This is a genomic window from Yoonia sp. SS1-5 (assembly GCF_038443705.2).
Taxonomy (GTDB): Bacteria; Pseudomonadota; Alphaproteobacteria; order Rhodobacterales; family Rhodobacteraceae; genus Yoonia; species Yoonia rhodophyticola.
Genome location: NZ_CP151767.2, coordinates 2,932,239 through 2,951,075, shown reverse-complemented (window position 1 = coordinate 2,951,075; position 18,837 = coordinate 2,932,239). Strand labels below are relative to the sequence as shown.

Sequence of the window (18,837 nt, the reverse complement as noted above, 5' to 3'; positions counted from 1 at the left end):
GCGTCGCTGTCACCGACGCGCCATTTTTTACAAAGCGGCGTGGCTATGCGTCGAAAACAATGTGCCAACCTGAACATGGGCAGGGGCCTAACACGCCCCAAAAAGGTTTTGGCAGAGAAAGAAAGCAAAACGCATGTTCCGCCTAGACCCAGCTATACCTGCCCGTAGTGATCTTGATTGGTGCTGGTATCTGCGCCGCCAAGGTGCCTCGGGCGAAGTCCTGGAACGCGCATTGCATGATATTGGCGTGATGCAGCCCGGCGGCTGGGCTGCGTGGGGACCCAGCGAACTGGGATCAACAGGCGCGCCCGTGCAGATGGTCTTTTCCACCGCAACTGATAGCCTTGCCCTGGCAACAGAGGTTGATGATCCCGCAACATGCAAGACTACACGCGTCGATCAGGTTTGCCGGTTCATGCGCCAATTTGGCAGCGTGTTGCCATCTGATGCGCTGCGCGAGGTGATCAGTTCCGCGCAAGGGGGCGAGCCGCTTCGATTTGGGGCATGGCTGGGCCTACGCCACGAAAAGGCGGCAGGCACAAGCACTTCGCTACTGGCCGAGCTTCCTGCGGGTGCAACCGATCTGGCCCCGCTAATCGGAACAGACGTCCTGCAGGGCCTGCTTGACCAGTTGGATGGGGCGGCGCGGCCAACAATGATCGGGTTTGACGGAGCGACCGGCAACTCGACCATCTACTGCGCCGCCGTCGCGACATCCCGGGCGATCTTGCCAATTCTCGCCGAACCAGCACAGGTTTCACCGGATGTCCTGTCTTATGCGATTGATGGTCTGGTTGATATCACGCCCACCCCGCGTCTTCCGGTTGATAACTTCTATTTCAGCTATGAATTGGACGCGGATGGCCGCCAACCACCTGCGCTGACAATCTGGTTGCGTGCGGCAACCCTGTTCCAATCAGATGCTGCGATTGCGGCACGGATCCAATCATGCGGCGGGCGGCGCCTGTCTGGCTATGCGGCATTGATCGAAAACAACCCCCCGGCACCCGCAGGCCAAACCCATCACGGCTATATCGGGCTGCGCGCACGTCAGGGCGCAGCACCCGATCTGACGGTCAGCGTCGCCGCCCCATGGCACGCGCATATCGACTGACAGCACCTTTCGCGCGCGTCCGGTACATCCGCCGCGTTGCGCCAAAGTCGCAGACATCCGCACGTAGGGCCATGTGCGAGGCGAAACACTTGGCAAGCCACAACGAATGGTTGACCCTGCGGCATGTGGTAGGGGCAAAAAACAAGACCAGCTTTGGGGAGTGAAAAAGCATGTCTGTGAAAAAGAAGAGAATCGCCGTTATCGGCGGGGGCGTTGGCGCGATTACTGCGACCTATGCCATCACCATGCAGCCCAATTGGCAGGATGAATACGACATCACCCTCTACCAGCTGGGATGGCGTCTGGGCGGCAAAGGCGCCAGCGGGCGCAATATGAAGAAAGGCGGCCGGATCGAGGAACACGGATTGCATATCTGGGCCGGGTTCTACGAAAACGGCTTCCGCCTGATGCGGGATTGCTATGAACAGTTGAACGTCACCGGGCTGCGCAGCCCGGATGCGCCGCTTGGCACGCTGGAAAAAGCCTTTACCGGCCTTAACAGTTTTCTGCTGGCCGAAGAAATTGAAACCGACGGCAAAAAAGAGCTGCATCCTTGGCGCATCGAATTCTTTGGCAATGATGACAAGCCCGGATCGGGCGGTGTATTGCCGACACCTTACGCCTATTTTCAGGAAGTTCTGAAATTCATCGCGTCGCTGCTGGATAACATGCTGGACGAGGTTGATCTGACGGCAGATCACGCCCTGCCCCCGCGCTTTCATGTTCCTTTCAAATCACTGGGCCTGCCGATCAAGAAACGCTCGCCCGTCCACCATATGCGCGATTATGCCGCCAAACTGCCCCAAAACGCGTTTGATCACACCCATTCGCAACTGATGACCTTGGGCGACATGGCCAGACATACGCAAATCTGGTTCGACGAGAATGTCCAGAAATCAGATCTCAAATCAGACGAAAGTCGCAGACTGCATTACCTGGTCAGCCTGTCACTGGCGTTCTTCCGCGGCACAATCGACAACGGCGTTTTCCGACATGGTTTTGACGCGATTGACGACGCTGAAATCAGCCAGTGGCTGCTGGATTATGGGGCGTCGAAAGAGGCCGTCTATTCCGCCGTGTTTCGCGGTTGTTATGACTATGTGTTCGGCTATCCGGCAGGTGTCACCGATCATCGCAGCGTTGGCGCCGGCACAGCCATTCGCGGGCTGTTGCGCCTTGCGTTCACCTACAAGGGGTCGCTGTTTTTCAAGATGATGGCTGGTATGGGCGATACGATTTTCGGCCCCTATTACCAGATCCTGAAACACCGCGGCGTGAAATTCAAATACTTCAACGCGGCCACCCATTTGGGGCTGGACGAGACCAAAACCTACATTGACCGCATCGACATGGTCGAACAGGCCGAGGTGCTTGAAGGCGAATATGATCCGCTGGTCCCGGTCAAGGATCTGCCGTGCTGGCCGTCCGAGCCGATCTGGGAGCAGTTGAAAGACGGTGAGCGGTTGGCCCATGAAGGTGTCGATTTTGAATGCGAAAAGGAGGCCCCCAAGGGCCGTGCCTATACGCTAAGACGCGGCGAAGATTATGACGAGGTGATCCTTGGTGCCTCGCTTGGCTCGCTTCCCTACATGGCGCAGGAATTGATCGACGCAAGCGACCGCTGGCGCATGATGATGGAAAAGGTGCCAACCGTGGCCACCCATGCGGCGCAGTTCTGGATGGACCGCACTGCCAAGGAAATGGGCTGGAATGATCTGGTTGCCAAACACAATGTCGGTGAAATCCCCGACGACTTGCGCACCGTGATCACCAGCTTTGAAGAGCCGCTGGACACTTGGGCCGACATGACCGACCTGATCGGGCGCGAGGATTGGGACACCCCCGGTCCGACCTCTATCGCTTATTTCTGCAGCCCGGCGCATGACGCCGGTATCGACAAGGCGCCGTTTCCCGATCTGGTCAAGGACTGGGCCGACAACTGGCTGGTGCAGATGTGGCCGGATGCTGTGAAAGACGGCAAGTTCGACATGTCCCTGCTGCATGCGCAAGGTACTAACAGCGACCACGAAAAGTTCGCATATCAGTATTTCCGGCAGAACTTCTACGGCTCTGAACGCTATGTGCTTTCAGTGCCCGGCAGCGTACAATACCGGCTGCCGCCAGACGGCGCCGGTTTTCAGAACCTGTTTCTGGCTGGCGACTGGACCCGCTGCGGCATCAACGCAGGCTGTGTTGAGGCGGCGACAATCTCGGGGTTGGGGGCAGCGCGCGCGCTGACCGGCGCTGATATCGAGATTGTGGGCGAAGGCGACATTGCCCCCGATGCCGGACCGTCTGATCGCGCCAAGCTCGCCAGTCCGTACGCGCAGAGTGCCGATTGGCCGCTGACCCCGTTCTTTGGCGTTGGAAAGCTCGACGGGTTCTTCAGTTTTCATGCTGTTGATAGCAAGGAACTGGAAAAATGCCTGCCCGCCGGCATGACATTGCACCCGCAAACGATCACGCCCGCCGGGACACATCCCGTGTCCATTCTGGCCAATCAGCAAATGGGGGTCCGCCCCAGCATCCTGCCGCAATTGATGGGTTTCAAAGACTACTATGAGGCGATCATCGCCATAAACTATGTGCAGGTAGAAGGGCAGGAAGGCGCATTTGCCTATTTGCCGAACCTCTATCTGAACAGTCGCATGCCGCAATTGGCCGGAGTGTGGTTTTATGGCTACAACAAGCGTCTCGGCAAATTAAGCATGGCCAATGACCGCTACAGGGTCGCCAATAGTGACGGCACCCCTGTCTGGTCGGGTCAATACGCCCAGCGCGACTTTGCCAGACCGCTGACCGATTACGAGACTTTCGGTGCGGTCCACAGATTGGCCGATCAGGTGGTTGTCACAAAGAACAAGCTTGGAAAATGGCAATATTCCAACCTGGACTTCGGGTTAGGTGCCGCCTACGGCGCGGGCATTCATGCGGAAATTGACGTGCACGATGCCGGGCTGGCCAACCTGCCCGCCGGCAAAATAATCGCGCAGCCGCTGAAACTGGAAAACCCGCAAGCGTCGAAAAATCTGGCGTTGCCCGGCGCGTTTCGGATCTGGAGCAGCTGGACATTGTCCAATCCATTTGACAGCGGGCGCATTGCGCGCTTGGAAGCGGAGAAAACACGCCTATAATGCGTCCCTGCGAATAGGGAGAGCGCAATGACGGTGCCAGAGGTATCCCCTGCCGTACACGGCAGGGGCGAACGAAAGCAGATCACGGCTGTTTTCATCGACGTGGTTGGCTTTAGCGACATCGCCAGCACCGCCGACGCCGAAGACCTCGAAGTCTGGCTTGAAGACTATTACGAGCAATCCCGCCAGATCGTCGAAGCCCATGACGGCGAGGTGACCGAATATCTTGGTGACGGGGTCGTGGCCCTGTTCGGGCTTTCGCAAGCTGACGAATTGACCGCGCCCAAGGCGGTGAATGCCGCAATCAAGGCGGTGACCGAAATCAACACCGGCTATCAGGGCAAGATCAGCGTGCAATTGCGCGCGGGCGTCGCCACGGGCGAAGTGGCCGTGCGCGCCAATCGCGGCGGCAGCCTGCCCCGCGCCACCGGCATGGTGACCACATTGGCCCAGCGCATTCAGGAACGGGCGACGCCCGGCACGGTCATGATCGCCGAAAGCACCAAGCTGCTGCTACGCGGCGGCCTTGCGATCAAGGCAGTCCCTGATCAGCAGCTCAAAGGCTTTGCCGAGGCCCAGACCCTCTATCAACCCAGCCACACCTCTGCCGTGGCGCAAGAGGCCGAGGCCTCTTCCTTCTTTGTGGGGCGGCGTGCGGAACTGGATCGCATCGCGGCAAATAACCGGCCCAGCCTGATTATCGGGCAGGCGGGCATGGGCAAAACCGCCCTGACCCAAAAGGTCGCTGCAGGTGCCGACGCCGTCACGACCATCGCGGCAGACGGTGTTCACACGCGTGCCAGTTATCAGCCGTTCAACGATTGGCTCATTGCCCGGATGGGCGGTGGGCTGCCAAGCTTTGACGATATCAAGAAAAAATTCCCGACCCTTGATCTTGATACCCAGCGCGCGCTGGCACTGTCACTGGGCCTGCCCGATGGGCAACGTCTGCTGGCGGAAAAGTCGAATGTTGCCGTCAAGGCGCTAATCGAAAACAGCTTTTGGCAGGCAATACAGATTGCGCATCCCAAGGGCCTGCTGATTGTTGAAGACCTTCACTGGCTCGACAATGCCAGCTTTGGCGTTCTGGTGGCAATTTTGAACAGCGCCGATCCGGCTGTGCATCAGATCCTGATGACCAGCCGCGAGGATACCAAGATCAGCAAATATCTCGAGGGGCTGCCCATCGACATGATCCCGCTGGACAAGATGGACGATGCCGATGCCCGCAGCATGCTTGCGGCCCTGTCAAACGGCGCCGTTGCCGAAGACAAACAGGCGGCCCTGATCGAAAAGGCGGCGGGTGTTCCGCTTTTCCTGTCCCAGCTGTTTCAGCGCAGCCTGACCGAGGAGGGCGAGGATGGTGCGATCCCCGGCTCGCTGATGGATTTGCTGGCCGCGCAAATTGACGCCACCGGGCCATCCAAGCAAGTGCTGCAATGTGGGGCCGTAATCGGCCGGAACTTTGACCTGCCGACACTGCGCGCCATCGCGTCCGAGCATGAACCATTGATCCCGCATCTGGACAAAGCCTGCGCGCGCGGCGTTCTGGATCAGGAAAGCACCGACACCTGGACATTTTCGCATGCCTTGCTGCATCAGGCTGCCTATCAGGGCCTGCTGCGGCGCACCCGGATCGCCTATCACAGCGACATTGCATCCTATTTGCAGGAACATCGTGCTGATGCGGTCCACCGCAATCCAACAATTCTTGCCGATCACCTCAGCCTCGCCCAACAGCATGTCCCGGCGGTTCAGAACTATCTTGCGGTCAGCCAGTGGGCCTTGTTCCAGGGCGCGTTTGATGATGCCGAGGCCCATGTGCTTGCGGCACTCTCGCTTTGCGAAGAAGCGCCTGATGATGTCGATATGACGGATTTGGAAATCGCCTGTCATACCGCACTTGGATCAATTCATGTACAAACCATGGGCTTTACGGCCGATCCGGCCAAACAGGCCTTTGAGGAAGTGGAGCGGCTGGCAACCACCAAGGCCAAGTATTCCGCCGCCAACTGCCCAGCGTTCTATGGCAGTTTCAGCCATGCTATTCTATCTGGCGATCGGGCGGGCGCGGTCCGGTTCGGCAACATGTTTCTGGACACGCTGGCAAATGTACCTGACGCCGACGAAGACAGCGAAATCCGCATTGGGTCCTACAATGTTCAGGTCGCGCTGAACTTCTACAGCGGGAACTTTCAACAACAGTTCAAGGATTTTGCGGCCCTGCGCGAGGTCTATGATATCACCAAACACGGGGCGATGATTACCAATTACGGCGTGGATATTTTTGCCGCCGCGCAAATGTTCGAACCCGTAGGCCGGGCCATCGTGGGCGATACGCATCTTGTTGACCCGCTTAGCGCCGAGACGGATGAACATCAGGTCAAGCTGAACATCCCGGTGATGGAGCCTTATGCAAAGATATGGGGTGCCGTCCCGCTCTATTACGCTGGCCAGACTGACAGGGCGATTGCCCGCGTCAAGGAAGGTATTGCAACCGCCCACAGCCAAACGGCAGCCTTTTGGCAGATCACCGGCGCTGCCTGGCTGAATGTGATGGATCCGGCGCAAAGCGAGACCGACGAAGGTCTTGCCGGGTTCGACACCGTCATCAAGACGCATGAGGCCGTTGGCGCGTTGGTAGGGCTTCCGTATTTCCGGGCGCATTATGCTGTCGCCCTGGCCCGCCACGACCGGTTTGAAGAGGCCTACCAAAGCTCCTATCGCGCTGTGCGCGAGTGCGAGGCATCGGGGCTGCATTGCTGGTTCCCCGAAGTGCTGCGCCTGCACGCAAAGGTCTGCCAGATGTCCCGCCGTTTTGATGATGCAAACATCTATGTCGCCCGGGCAATTGACGTGGCCAAGAAACAGGGCGCCCTGCTATGGAGCCTGCGGGCGCTGCTGGATCAGCACGCGCTTGGCGTTGATAACACCGCCACCTTGCGTGACATCTGTGACGCGCTGCCCAAACAGGCACCACCCCCGGAACTTGCGCAAGCCCAAGCCATCCTGGATGCGGCATGACGCCGGAAAAGCTCTTATCCTACAACCTGCCTCTTTTTGACGGGGTGAGAGAGGCGGATCTGGACGGCATCACATTGTCGGTCAGCGAACACAAGCTGACGCCATGGCAAACGGTGTTTGACCAGCAAGACGCCTCGTATGATCTCTATTTTCTGCTAAGTGGCGCGATCCTTGCCGTGTTCTGGACAGCGGAAGGCAAGGAAATCGTGTTCTCGCGTTTTCCCGAAGGCGCGTTTTTCGGCGAACTGGCCGCACTTGACGGCATCCCAAGATCGCTGGCTGTTTTTGCAAAAACAGATGCACGGGTTCTGACGATGAACCGGCAGTGCTTTTTGCAATTGTTCAATGACGTCCCGCTGATCAGACAGCGCATCGTGAACCAGCTTGTCGCGCGGATCCGGACCCTGACGGAACGCAGCATGGAAATGACCACTATGTCCGTCGAACAGCGTGTGGCGACCTACCTGATCCGATTGGCGGCCGAACATGGCAAGCTGAACCGGGGCGGGGTCATCGAAAATGCGCCAACCCATGCCGAAATCGCGGGTACCATTGGCGCCAACCGTGAAATGGTCAGCCGTTCCATCAGCAAGCTGGCCAAGCGCGGCGCGATCAAACCATCGCGGCAAAGGATAGAAATTTGCGACCCGGAAGGGCTTTCTGACGGTTTTTCATAAATTGTTAACCACAAGTGCGTTATCGCACATTCATGAACATCTCGTGCATGCTATTGTCGGCGTGGCATAACATTTGGGTGGCAGAATGCGCATTATGAGTATCCTTGGACCAGAAGCGACAGTGATTATCGCTGGTGCTGCGCTGACCCTTTTTGGTGCTTTGATCAGCACTCAGGCCACTGGTGTCATGCCCGGACAGCCCGGACCGGCCCAAAGCCCCCTGGTCACTGTTTCTCACTAAGCCTGCGTTTCAGGGCGCGTGCCCTGCCCGACACACAGCTGATCCGCCTTTTTTCAAGTTCACTGAAAAACCATTTGGTCCAGAAGCTGACCTTGGGTTATCCCACAGCCATTCGAAAACGAATCATAGGAGACTGCAATGATCAGAAAGGATTTCACCCTCGCGTGGCATTGACCCACGGCGCTGCAGCATGATCGCGACCCAAGATGCGCGATTGTTCCCTCCTAAAAAGACCTCGTTTGATCGGATACTCCCATGCATCCCCCATTTTATCATGTTGATCACAAGATCAGCCCTGACATTGACCACCTTGGCGACACGCGCCCGGCCCGGCGCAGGTCGCTGCCGCAAGTGTTGCGGCTAAGCCCGGTCAGAACGGGCTGGCCGCCAGTGCGTCTGCCCTTTGACGATCCGGATGGGGTCGGCCTGCCCTCTGGCACAACCCCGGATCGGCCGCAATTGCAGCTTGTTCCGCCACCGCGCCGCGGCATGCGCGACGCCCTGGGGCGGTTTCTGATCCGGATGGGTCAAAAATTGATCCTGCAAAACGGGCTCGGGTGATTGACCCGGGTCCGTTCATTCTTACGTTGAGAACGACAATGTAAGGATCGTCACATGTTTCTGCGCGCCGCCAGTTTTGCCCTTTGCCTGTTTGGTCTGCCCGCTGCGGCGCAATGTGTTGGTGATGGCTATCTTGACCAGTTGGACGCCGCCGAACGGGCCAGTCTGGATGCGGCGGCGGCGCAAACGCCTTTCGGGCAAGGCCTTGTCTGGGATGCGACCAAGGACGGCAAGCGCGCCCTGCTGATCGGAACCATGCATATCTATGATCCGCGCCTGGAAGCGATCCGCGATCAGGTGAAATCGCGTGTCCAAGGCACCGACCTGCTGCTGGTCGAGGCGACAAGCGATCAGGAAGTCGAGTTGCAGAACCTGATCGTAACCGATCCCGGCATCCTGTTCATCACCGAGGGTCCGACCCTGCCGGAACTGCTTGACGACGAAACATGGGAGGCGATTGCAGACGCAGCCAGCGCCCGATCCATCCCGGGCTTCATGGCGTCCAAGATGCAGCCCTGGTATTTGTCGATGATGCTGTCGATCCCGCCCTGCGCAATGCAGGACCTGACCCAGGGCAATCGCGGCCTGGATCATATGATCATGCAAGATGCCGCTGCGGCTGGCGTCCCGATGCAATCGCTTGAATCCGTCATGACCTTGTTCGAGATTTTCCAGCAGGACCCGATGGACGAACAAATCGACATGTTGCGGGTGAATATTCTGGCGCCAGAGCAGCAAAGACAGATGTTCGTTTCCATGCTGGATCGTTACTTTGACGGTGACATCGCGACCTTGTGGGAAATGTCGCGTCTGGCCATCAGCCAGACCCCCGGCATGTCAGCGGATGAGGCGAGCGCCTTGTTTACGCAGACAGAAAATGCGCTGTTGATTGACCGCAATCGCAACTGGATGCCGGTTATCGGTGACGCAGTTGACCAGCATGATGACGTGGTCATTGCGGTCGGTGCCGCCCATCTGATGGGTGTTGAGGGATTATTGCAGTTTCTGTCGGATGATGGCTGGACACTGGATCAGCTACCATCCACATCCCCATAATCCGCCAGCCCCTTTCGCCCTGCATCGGTCAGGCCATAAACCCCGCGCGCGACACGCGTGAACCAGCCATAGTGATCAGCGGCCATGATCCGGGTTGCGTCCGGAACCTCGGCCCATTCCTTGACCTGCGCCCCTTTTGACGGCCCATGCACCGCCAGAAACCGCGCGCAGCGCAGCGCATCCTGACGGTAGCCGGTGACAATCCCGTGCCGGGTTGCCCCGCCGTCATTGGGATCGCCCTTCAGCCGATCAAAAGCGCGCAGCAGCCTGGCCGCTTTCTTGGCTGATTTCCGCGGCGCGTAGGGGCCCGGATCCGCGTGGACCACCACATGCCCATCGCGTGGCCGCACGGTCATCACACCAAGACCAATGCGGCGGGCCAGTTTCACGTTGTCCTTCAAGGCGCGGGCAAAGGGCTTGCCCGGCTTATGCGGCACCGCCAGATATACAAGATCACTGACCGCAAGCCGGTTGATCCCCTGATGAAACAGGGTCAGCGAAAATCCCAGCTTTAACTCGATCACAACAGGTGGTTCGCCGGGCCGGCATGCGACGACATCTGCGGCGCCCACCTCGCCCTTCACCTCGTATCCCTGGCCTTGCAAATAGGCCTTGATCGGCGGATAGAGCGCGGTTTCCTTTTGCTTTGCCTGCTTCGTGCCAGTCATGCCGTGCCGATCTGCCCAAACCTGGTGACAACATGCGGTGACGTTCCCGCCGTCCCGCGTTTGTGCATGCTAGCCCGAATGGCCGCGCGCTCACAACCGCCCGAAGATCGCGTATATGCGGGCGATATATGTCGCATCACCCACCACGCAACGCCCCGTGACATCCCCCGATGCCCTGCTATAACCGCCGCAAACAGAGTAGAGATGAAGGTAGATCGCCATGACCACGCTCATTTTCGGCCACAAGGCTCCTGACACTGACAGCACCGGATCGCCGCTGATCTGGGAATGGTATCTCAACCATGTGGATATCCGTGCGCAGGCCGTCTTGCTGGGGACACCCAACACAGAAGCGAAATTTGTCGCGGATCGGTGGGGTTTTGAGCTGCCCGACATCATCGAGGACGTCGCCGCAGATGACAAATGCATTATTGTCGACACCAACAATCCGGCCGAACTGCCCGCCAGCATCAACGACGCCGAGGTCGTGGCCATTATCGACCACCACAAGCTGACGGCCGGGCTGGAAACCAAGAACCCGATCAACATCACGATTCGCCCGCTGGCCTGTACAGCCACGATCATGCACCAGATGATGGGCGACCATGCCAGCCACATGCCTGAAGGGGTCAAGGGGCTGATGTTGTCATGCATCCTGTCGGATACGCTGGAATTCCGGTCACCGACGACAACCCCTGTTGATCAATCGCTTGCCGAACAGCTGGCCGCGGACCTCAAGATCGACATCCCGACCTATGCCGCCGAGATGTTTGCCGCGAAATCCGACGTCTCTGCCTTCTCGGAGGCTGAGTTATTGCGCATGGACAGCAAGGAATACGAAGTTGATGGAACAAAGTTCCGGGTTTCCGTGCTGGAAACCACATCCCCGCAGCAGGTTCTCGACCGCAAGGATGCGCTGATCGCCGCCATGCCGGATGTGGCCAAAGAGGATAGCGTCGATCAGGTGCTGCTGTTTGTGGTCGATATCCTGAATGAAGAAGCCACGATGCTGGTTCCCAACGACCTGACCAAAACTGTCGCAGAGAAATCATTTGACGCAACCGTTGATGGCGACACCGTGGTGCTGCCCGGCATCATGAGCCGGAAAAAGCAGATCATCCCGAACCTCAAGGTCTGATCACGCTGCATCCGGACGACCGGTCGGGGCATACGCCCCGCCCATCTCATCTTTTTGCGAAAGAAGCTTTGTCATGACCGAGATCATCGCGTCATTTGCCACCATCTCGGATCAGTATGACGCGGCATTTGTCGATCTGTGGGGCTGCATGCATAACGGCGTTCAGGCCTTGACCAGCGCGGTGAAGGCCATGCAAGCCTACAGGGCGCGGGGCGGTCGGGTCATTCTTGTCACCAATTCGCCGCGCCCCTGGGATTCGGTTGCGCGCCAGATTGATGGTTTTGGCATTCCGGCCGATGCATGGGATGCGATTGCCACATCCGGCGACAGTGCGCGGGCCGGAATGTATCGCGGCATCGTCGGGTCAAAGATCTGGTTCATGGGCGAAAGCCCGCGTGATGACGACTTTTTTAAACCATTGCAGATCATTGATGACCCCGTCCCGATTACCAAGGTTCCGCTGGAAGAGGCCGAAGGTATCGTGTGCTGTGGTCCCTTTGATCCGCTGGCCGACCTCGACACAAACAGGGCCGAGTTTCTATACGCAAAGCAAAAGGGGCTAAAGCTGCTCTGCGCCAATCCCGATATCGTGGTCGACCGTGGCGATATACGCGAATGGTGTGCGGGTGCGCTGGCCGCACTTTATACCGAGATGGGGGGCGAAAGCCTGTATTTCGGCAAACCGCACCCGCCGATCTACGATCTGGCCCGCCGCCGTCTAGCGGCCCTGCCTGATGCGCCAAGCGATCCGCGCATCATCGGGATCGGCGATGGCATTCACACCGATATTCTTGGGGCAGTCCAGGAAGACATTGATGCCCTGTTCATCTCGGGCGGGCTCGCCGCCGCCGAGACCAAAACGCAGACCCAACCAGACGCTGCAGCGCTGGAAACATACCTCGCCGCACAACAGATGAGCGCGACTTACACAATCGGACATCTTCGGTAAGGGAATCGCTTGATTTCGCTGCATCCGCGAGGTAATAAAATTTCAATATCGGTTCGGTATGATGAATTTTATTACGAGGCGGAGATAACATGTTGGACAATGCCCCCCGCGGTACGATCTGCATTGAAGATATTGAGATCGGCATGGTCCGGTCCCTGCGCAAGGTCGTCACTGACCGGGATATCGAACTTTTTGCCGAAGTTTCCACCGACCGGAACCCCGTTCACCTGGACGAGGATTACGCGCAGGACACGATTTTCTGTGGGCGCATCGCGCATGGCATGCTGACCGCTGGCCTGATCAGCGCGGTGATCGGTGAACAGCTTCCCGGGCATGGCACTGTCTATCTGGGCCAGAACCTGATATTCCTGGCCCCCGTGCGCCCCGGCGACATGGTTCTGGCCGAAGTTGAGGTCAAGGAAATCGACTTTTCCAAACGCCGCGTCAAGATGGAAACCCGCTGCCTGGTTGATGACAAAAAGGTCCTTGTGGGCGACGCAACCGTCCTTGCCCCATCGCGGAAGTTCGACTGATCTTGCACGCCTGCGCGGGCCGCGATACCCAAAGCCATGCGCATTGTCAGAGATACAGTTTTCATGGACCCGGCCGATCGCGGTGCAGCCGCGGCCATTGGGAATTTTGACGGCATCCATATTGGCCATCAAGCCGTCATCGACATCACGCGCAAGGCGGCCAGCGCCGTAAATGCGCCGCTTGGTATCATGACATTCGAGCCGCACCCGCGCAGCTATTTTGACAAGAGCCACAAGGCGTTCCGCCTGATGAACGCCGAAGCCAAGGCAAACCGGCTTGAAAAGCTGGGGGTCGAAAAGCTGTATGAGGTTCCGTTCAACGCCACACTGGCCGGATTGACCCCGCGCGCCTTTGCCCAGGACATCATCACCGATCAGCTTGGCCTGAAACATGTCGTGGTGGGGGCTGATTTTTGCTTTGGCAAGGGACGTGCCGGCACCACAGCCGATTTGCAGACCTATGGTGCCGAGATGGGGTTCGGCGTGACCATCGCCCCGATCATCAGCAATGATGCAGGCGCTGTCTCGTCCACGGCAATCCGGCGCGCGCTGACAGATGGGCGACCACGGGATGCGGCCCGTATGCTGGACCACTGGCACCGGATCGAAGGGGCCGTTATTCGCGGGTTTCAGCGTGGCCGCGATTTGGGATACCCGACCGCAAACATGTCGATTGCGGGTCTGCATCCGCCAAAATTCGGTGTGTACGCCGTAAAGGTCGATGTCTTGGCCGGCCCGCACAAAGGCACATATGATGGCGCGGCCTCTATCGGGGTCCGGCCCATGTTTGGCGAAAATGCTGCCAATTGCGAAACCTTTCTCTTTGATTTCAAGGGTGATCTGTACGGAACACATCTGTCCGTCGCCCTGATCGACTATCTGCGGCCAGAGCTGAAATTTGACGGGCTTGAGGCGCTGATCACGCAAATGGATGCCGATTGCGCGCAAGCCCGCGAAATCCTCGCCGATGTCCAGTAAAATAGATCGCGCAGGTCTGGCGGATCGGTTTTGGGAAACCAAGCCGATGGACAAGCTGAACAAACAGGAATGGGAAGCGTTATGTGATGGCTGTGGGAAATGTTGCCTGAACAAGCTGGAAGATGACGATGGCGAAGTTGCCCTGACGCGCATTGCCTGCCGATTGCTGGACGACAGCACATGCCTGTGCAGCAACTACATGATGCGGCACGAATTCGTGCCGGAATGTATTGCGTTGACCCCGACGACCCTTGAAAAACACATGTATTGGCTGCCGGAAACCTGCGGCTACAGGCTGATCTACGAGGGCCGCCCACTGTTTGACTGGCACCCGCTGATCAGTGGCGATCCGCAATCCGTTCATGATGCCGGGGTATCCATTCAACATCGGACAATCGCGGAAACCGATGTGGATGAAGACGACTGGGACGACCATATCATCGAGGAGCCAACATAGTGTTTTTTGCATCCGACAATGCGGGCCCTGCCCATCCAAGCATCATGGACGCGCTGACAACCGCCAATCAGGGCTATGCCATGGGATATGGGGCTGACCCGCTGATGGACGAGGTCCGCACCCAGATACGCGATCTGTTCGCGGCACCTGAAGCGGCGGTTTACCTGATCATCAACGGTACGGCAGCCAATTCCGTCCTTCTGGGAACCATGTCACAGCCCTGGCAGACGATCTTTTGCTCGGATGTTGCGCATATCCACGAGGATGAATGCAACGCGCCCGAGTTCTATACCGGCGCAAAACTGACCCTGGTGCCAAGTGCAGATGGCAAGATGGACCCTGCCGATCTACGGACCAAAATCCTTGCCGAGGAAAATCGCGGCGTTCACGGCCCCCAACGCGGGCCATTGTCACTGACGCAAGTGACCGAGAAAGGCACGCTATACACGCTGGATGAGATGAAGGCACTTACCGATGTCGCGCAGGCCTTCGGGATGCAGACCCATCTGGACGGCGCCCGCTTTGCCAATGCGCTGGTGGCGCTGGATTGTAGCCCGGCGGAATTGACATGGAAGGCCGGCATTGACGCGGTCAGTTTCGGCGGCACAAAAAACGGCGCATTGGGGGTCGAGGCCTGTGTGATCTTTGATCCTGCCCTGGCATGGGAATTTGAACTGCGCCGCAAACGCGGCGGGCATCTGTTGTCAAAGCACAGATATCTGTCGGCCCAGATGCAGGCCTATCTCGCCGATGGCCTATGGCTAACGCTTGCCCGATCCGCCAATGATCGCTGCGCGCAGCTGGCCCGAGGGTTACGCGGCCACAACGCGGTCGAGATACTCTTCCCGCCGCAGGCGAATATCATCTTTTTCCAGATGGCCCGGCGGGAACATAAACGCATGCTGGATGGCGGCGCTGTCTACTACGTGATGAATGGCGATCCCGCTACCGGTGATCCCGACGCCCCCTTGATCGGCCGTCTGGTCACGGATTGGTCCATGACCGCAGAGGGCGTCAGCCAGTTTCTGGACCTGCTGCACGGATCGCCCGGCTGACATCGGCCATATGCGTGATCGGCACCATATGCCCTGCATCAGGGACGATGATTTCGCGCGCATTCGGCAAACGGTTCAATAATCGGGTTTGAATGGCAGCGATCACCGGCTGCGTCGCCGCACCCCGGATCAAGGTGACCGGGATGCCTAAGGTCCCAAGCCGTTCAGGCGAGGTGATCCCCAACGCGTCCTCTTCAATCGCGGCGCCGCTCGCCACGATCAGGTGGATCCGATCAACGAGGTATTTTTGCAGCCGTCCGGGAATGGCCGCCCACGCGGTCGCACCCCAGAGGTCATTGAATATCTCGGCGGCGCGGACGTCATCACCCGCCAGCATCGCACTGACAAAGGGGCGAAAGGCCGTGGCGTGGGCCGCATGCTCTGGCGTCCCCTTGGCGGCGGCAAAATACACGGGCTCGATCAGGGTCAGGCGGTGCACAAGATCGGGTTGCTCCACCGCCAGGCGCAACGCGGCAGTTGCGCCAAAGGAATGCCCAATCACATGGGTTGGCCCGTTGCACAGGGCCGCCGCGCTGTCTGTTACCAGGGTCTGATAGTCGTGCTGACCATCCCAATCCGCGCTGCGCCCATGTCCGGGCATGTCAAACAGGCTGACCTGCCCGCCGATAGCCGCGGCCAAGGGCAGCAGGCTTTCATGGCGCGCAAGGGCGCAGTGGATCATGACCGCCCGTGACCCGGTGCCGGTGGTCGTGGCATGCACCGCATGCCCCGAGATCGTCGGCACTAGATCTTGCCGGCCAGATACGCATCCAGATCGTCAATCCGGTCTTCGCCCCAGAACCGCTGATCGGTATCTGTGATAAAGAATGGCGCACCAAATGCCCCGGCGCTGACCGCATCCTCAAGGTTTTTGGCGAAGGTATCGGCGCTTGTCATCATGTCCTTGTCTGCCAATGCCGGATCAAAACCCGCCTTTTCAAGGCAGTCCCGCACCACGTCATCCTGACTGATATCGCGGTCCTCGGCCCAGCAGGCGGCGCCGAAGTTCTTGACCAACGCGGCCACATCGCCCCCGGCATTCTGCGCCGAAATGATGGCATAGGCAGATGGGGCACCGTTAGTGGGCCAAAAGGCCGGCTTGGGGTTCAGCGGCATCCCGACAAGTTTCGACCGGCGCTGCAGCTCTTGCAGGCGGTATTCCTGACGGTTCGGATGCCGGTCCTTGGGTGGCGTCCCCCCGGTGCGCGCGAACAGGGCCATGATATCAAGCGGCTTGTAGGTGATTGTCGCACCGTGCTTGTCGGCAATCGCCTGCGGGCGGGTCCCGCTCAGATAGGTAAAGGGCGATAGTGTCGCGAAGTAGTAGTCGATATGGGCCATTTGTCACCTTTTTGGACGCGTGAATTCTTTGCGCGACGGTAAGCTTGTGCTACCCGGTGTCAACGTCACGATTCTGTTAAGAACAGTTAAGCCTTCTGCCAAAGGACCCCCCATGCCCACAATGATCGAGCCAAAGCTGATTTCCGGCAACGCAAACCAGCCACTGGCCAATGGAATTGCCCGCCGCATGTCGATGCACCGGGGAATGGAGGTCGGCCTGTGCGACGCAAGGGTCGAACGGTTCAACGATGGCGAGATTTTCGTCGAGGTCTTCGAGAACGTGCGCGGCGAAGACATGTTCATCGTCCAACCCACATCAAACCCGGCCAATGACAACCTGATGGAGCTTTTGATTATCGCCGATGCCCTGCGCCGATCCTCGGCGGCGCGCATCACGGCGGTGATCCCCTATTTCGGCTATGCCCGACAGGATCGCCGCTCCAAGGCGCGCACCCCGATCACGGCCAAGCTGGTGTCGAATATGATCGTGGAAGCCGGCATTGAACGCGTTCTCACCCTGGATTTGCATGCCACGCAGATTCAGGGTTTTTTCGATATTCCAGTGGATAACCTCTATGCCTCACCCATCTATGCGCTGGATGCGATGCATAATTTCCGCGGCAAGATGGACGAGGTGATGGTCGTCTCACCCGATGTCGGTGGTGTGGCCCGCGCGCGTGATCTTGCGCAACGGATCGGGGCACCGCTTTCCATTGTGGACAAGCGACGCGGCAAACCCGGCGAAGTGGCCGAAATGACTGTCATCGGTGATGTCAAAGACAAGGTCTGTGTCATCGTGGACGATATCGTCGATACGGCTGGAACCCTGTGCAAGGCCGCAGGTGTGTTGATGGAAAACGGCGCCAAGGAAGTTCATTCCTACATCACGCACGGGGTGCTGTCCGGGCCGGCCGTGGACCGCATTCAGAAATCCGTAATGAAAACGCTGGTGATCACCGACACGATCCAGGCGACAGAGGCGGTCAAATCGGCCAAGAACATTCGGATCGTGCCGACCGCGCCAATGTTCGCTCAGGCGATTCTGAACACGTGGAACGGGACCTCGGTGTCATCGCTGTTCGATCACAAGACGCTGGGGCCAATCTACGAAGGGCTTTATGCCGCGGAATAGCCGCCTGATCCAGCACATCGCCGTGACCCGGCAGGCGCCTATCTTTTGAGGTAGTGCGGCCTAAGTTCCGAGGGGCGGGATGCGCAATATGCCAGAACCGATCGGCGTTTTTCAGTACCGCGCACCTCGCCTGCACAAGAACTGCTGTCGTTCCAAAACACATCCGGGTGCACATCAAGGACGTGATCATATATTCTGGACCACCATTGCTTGATGGCGTCTCTTGACACACCCAGCGTGTCCGCGATTTGCTGATCGGTCTTGCCCGTGCTCGCCAGGCTGACAATCTCTTGCTCGCGCGGCACCAACCGCAAGCGCGGCGGAATTGCCCGCGGTCACAGCCGGCCGTCAACGCCTCAGGTATCCAATCGTATCTGTCATCACTTGCCGGTAGATGCTGTTTCCAGACACTGAATAGTAACTCACCGTCACCGGCATGAATTTCGCGCGCCCACATATTTCGCCCCAAACCTGGCTGGTTCCCCAAAATGGGGTTCCCATAAAAACGGTAGTCTGTCCAAATGTGGGCGGGGTTCGGACCTTTTGGCAAGGCTCGACGCGTAAAATGCCACCCTATTGCAGCGCGCCCGGTTGGGCCAAAGAGCGCGCCGCAGTCGCACAAATAGAAATTTCAATAGGTTGGATTTATCATGCTGATTGAATTAATGGCGGGATTGGTGGGCTTGGTGCCACCAGCAGTGAAATTCGCCACCGGGTTCGTTGCAAATGAGGCATTGGAACGTCGTGCCACGCGATTGGAAAACAAATATGGCGATCTT

The 18,837-nt window shown here is 58.5% G+C and carries 18 protein-coding genes; 13 read left to right on the top strand and 5 right to left on the bottom strand.

Annotated features, from left to right (window positions below; all coding sequences use genetic code 11):
- The first annotated feature begins 133 nt into the window (after positions 1-133).
- The 6 genes from AABB31_RS15985 (at position 134) to AABB31_RS15960 (ending at position 9,807) form a co-directional block, all read left to right on the top strand.
- Positions 134-1,114, top strand: a complete 981-nt coding sequence (locus tag AABB31_RS15985) for a hypothetical protein (protein WP_373634997.1) — start codon at positions 134-136, stop codon at positions 1,112-1,114.
- A 170-nt stretch (positions 1,115-1,284) separates the two neighbouring features.
- Positions 1,285-4,248 carry an NAD(P)-binding protein gene (locus AABB31_RS15980; RefSeq protein WP_373634996.1) on the top strand — a complete coding sequence of 988 codons (2,964 nt, stop codon included), beginning with the start codon at positions 1,285-1,287 and terminating at the stop codon, positions 4,246-4,248.
- 27 nt (positions 4,249-4,275) lie between these two features.
- Positions 4,276-7,272, top strand: coding sequence for an adenylate/guanylate cyclase domain-containing protein (locus AABB31_RS15975; protein WP_373634994.1), 2,997 nt, complete (start codon positions 4,276-4,278; stop codon positions 7,270-7,272).
- Positions 7,269-7,949: a Crp/Fnr family transcriptional regulator gene (locus tag AABB31_RS15970; RefSeq protein WP_373634992.1), complete on the top strand. Its 681-nt coding sequence runs from the start codon at positions 7,269-7,271 to the stop codon at positions 7,947-7,949. The genes AABB31_RS15975 and AABB31_RS15970 overlap by 4 nt, the downstream gene beginning before the upstream one ends.
- A gap of 496 nt (positions 7,950-8,445) precedes the next feature.
- On the top strand, positions 8,446-8,751 hold the full coding sequence (locus AABB31_RS15965; RefSeq protein WP_342077209.1) for a hypothetical protein: 306 nt from the start codon (positions 8,446-8,448) through the stop codon (positions 8,749-8,751).
- A gap of 54 nt (positions 8,752-8,805) precedes the next feature.
- Positions 8,806-9,807, top strand: coding sequence for a TraB/GumN family protein (locus AABB31_RS15960; RefSeq protein ID WP_342077210.1), 1,002 nt, complete (start codon positions 8,806-8,808; stop codon positions 9,805-9,807).
- On the opposite strand, the gene AABB31_RS15955 is transcribed toward AABB31_RS15960, so the two are convergent.
- Positions 9,783-10,475 carry a DUF2161 domain-containing phosphodiesterase gene (locus tag AABB31_RS15955; protein WP_373634991.1) on the bottom strand — a complete coding sequence of 231 codons (693 nt, stop codon included), beginning with the start codon at positions 10,473-10,475 and terminating at the stop codon, positions 9,783-9,785. The genes AABB31_RS15960 and AABB31_RS15955 overlap by 25 nt on opposite strands.
- A 90-nt stretch (positions 10,476-10,565) precedes the next feature.
- Positions 10,566-10,697 carry a hypothetical protein gene (locus tag AABB31_RS15950; RefSeq protein WP_342077211.1) on the bottom strand — a complete coding sequence of 44 codons (132 nt, stop codon included), beginning with the start codon at positions 10,695-10,697 and terminating at the stop codon, positions 10,566-10,568.
- On the opposite strand from AABB31_RS15950, the gene AABB31_RS15945 reads away from it, so the two are divergent.
- The 6 genes from AABB31_RS15945 to AABB31_RS15920 all read left to right on the top strand — a co-directional run bounded on the left by AABB31_RS15945 (position 10,696) and on the right by AABB31_RS15920 (position 15,585).
- Complete coding sequence (locus AABB31_RS15945) at positions 10,696-11,613, top strand: manganese-dependent inorganic pyrophosphatase (protein ID WP_342077212.1); 918 nt, start codon at positions 10,696-10,698, stop codon at positions 11,611-11,613. The two genes, AABB31_RS15950 and AABB31_RS15945, sit on opposite strands and share 2 nt — an antisense overlap.
- 73 nt (positions 11,614-11,686) lie before the next feature.
- Positions 11,687-12,562, top strand: a complete 876-nt coding sequence (locus AABB31_RS15940; RefSeq protein WP_373634990.1) for a TIGR01459 family HAD-type hydrolase — start codon at positions 11,687-11,689, stop codon at positions 12,560-12,562.
- A gap of 89 nt (positions 12,563-12,651) precedes the next feature.
- Positions 12,652-13,095 (top strand): MaoC family dehydratase, encoded by a 444-nt coding sequence (locus AABB31_RS15935; RefSeq protein ID WP_342077213.1) that lies wholly within the window; start codon positions 12,652-12,654, stop codon positions 13,093-13,095.
- 36 nt (positions 13,096-13,131) lie between these two features.
- Positions 13,132-14,073: a bifunctional riboflavin kinase/FAD synthetase gene (locus AABB31_RS15930; RefSeq protein WP_342077214.1), complete on the top strand. Its 942-nt coding sequence runs from the start codon at positions 13,132-13,134 to the stop codon at positions 14,071-14,073.
- Complete coding sequence (locus tag AABB31_RS15925) at positions 14,063-14,530, top strand: YcgN family cysteine cluster protein (protein WP_342077215.1); 468 nt, start codon at positions 14,063-14,065, stop codon at positions 14,528-14,530. The genes AABB31_RS15930 and AABB31_RS15925 overlap by 11 nt, the downstream gene beginning before the upstream one ends.
- Positions 14,530-15,585: a beta-eliminating lyase-related protein gene (locus AABB31_RS15920; protein WP_342077216.1), complete on the top strand. Its 1,056-nt coding sequence runs from the start codon at positions 14,530-14,532 to the stop codon at positions 15,583-15,585. The genes AABB31_RS15925 and AABB31_RS15920 overlap by 1 nt, the downstream gene beginning before the upstream one ends.
- Here AABB31_RS15920 and AABB31_RS15915 read toward each other — a convergent pair.
- The gene (locus AABB31_RS15915) at positions 15,545-16,330 is read right to left on the bottom strand and encodes an alpha/beta fold hydrolase (protein WP_373634987.1); all 786 of its coding nucleotides are present in this window, start codon (positions 16,328-16,330) and stop codon (positions 15,545-15,547) included. The two genes, AABB31_RS15920 and AABB31_RS15915, sit on opposite strands and share 41 nt — an antisense overlap.
- Positions 16,330-16,926, bottom strand: a complete 597-nt coding sequence (locus tag AABB31_RS15910; RefSeq protein WP_373634985.1) for a 2-hydroxychromene-2-carboxylate isomerase — start codon at positions 16,924-16,926, stop codon at positions 16,330-16,332. Before AABB31_RS15910 ends, AABB31_RS15915 begins: the two co-directional genes overlap by 1 nt.
- 112 nt (positions 16,927-17,038) lie before the next feature.
- Here AABB31_RS15910 and AABB31_RS15905 point away from each other — a divergent pair, with 112 nt between their 5' ends.
- Entirely contained in the window at positions 17,039-18,058 is a 1,020-nt protein-coding gene (locus tag AABB31_RS15905) for a ribose-phosphate pyrophosphokinase (protein ID WP_342077218.1), read from the top strand.
- A gap of 38 nt (positions 18,059-18,096) precedes the next feature.
- On the opposite strand, the gene AABB31_RS15900 is transcribed toward AABB31_RS15905, so the two are convergent.
- Entirely contained in the window at positions 18,097-18,363 is a 267-nt protein-coding gene (locus AABB31_RS15900; protein WP_373634984.1) for a LuxR C-terminal-related transcriptional regulator, read from the bottom strand.
- Positions 18,364-18,837 lie beyond the last annotated feature (474 nt).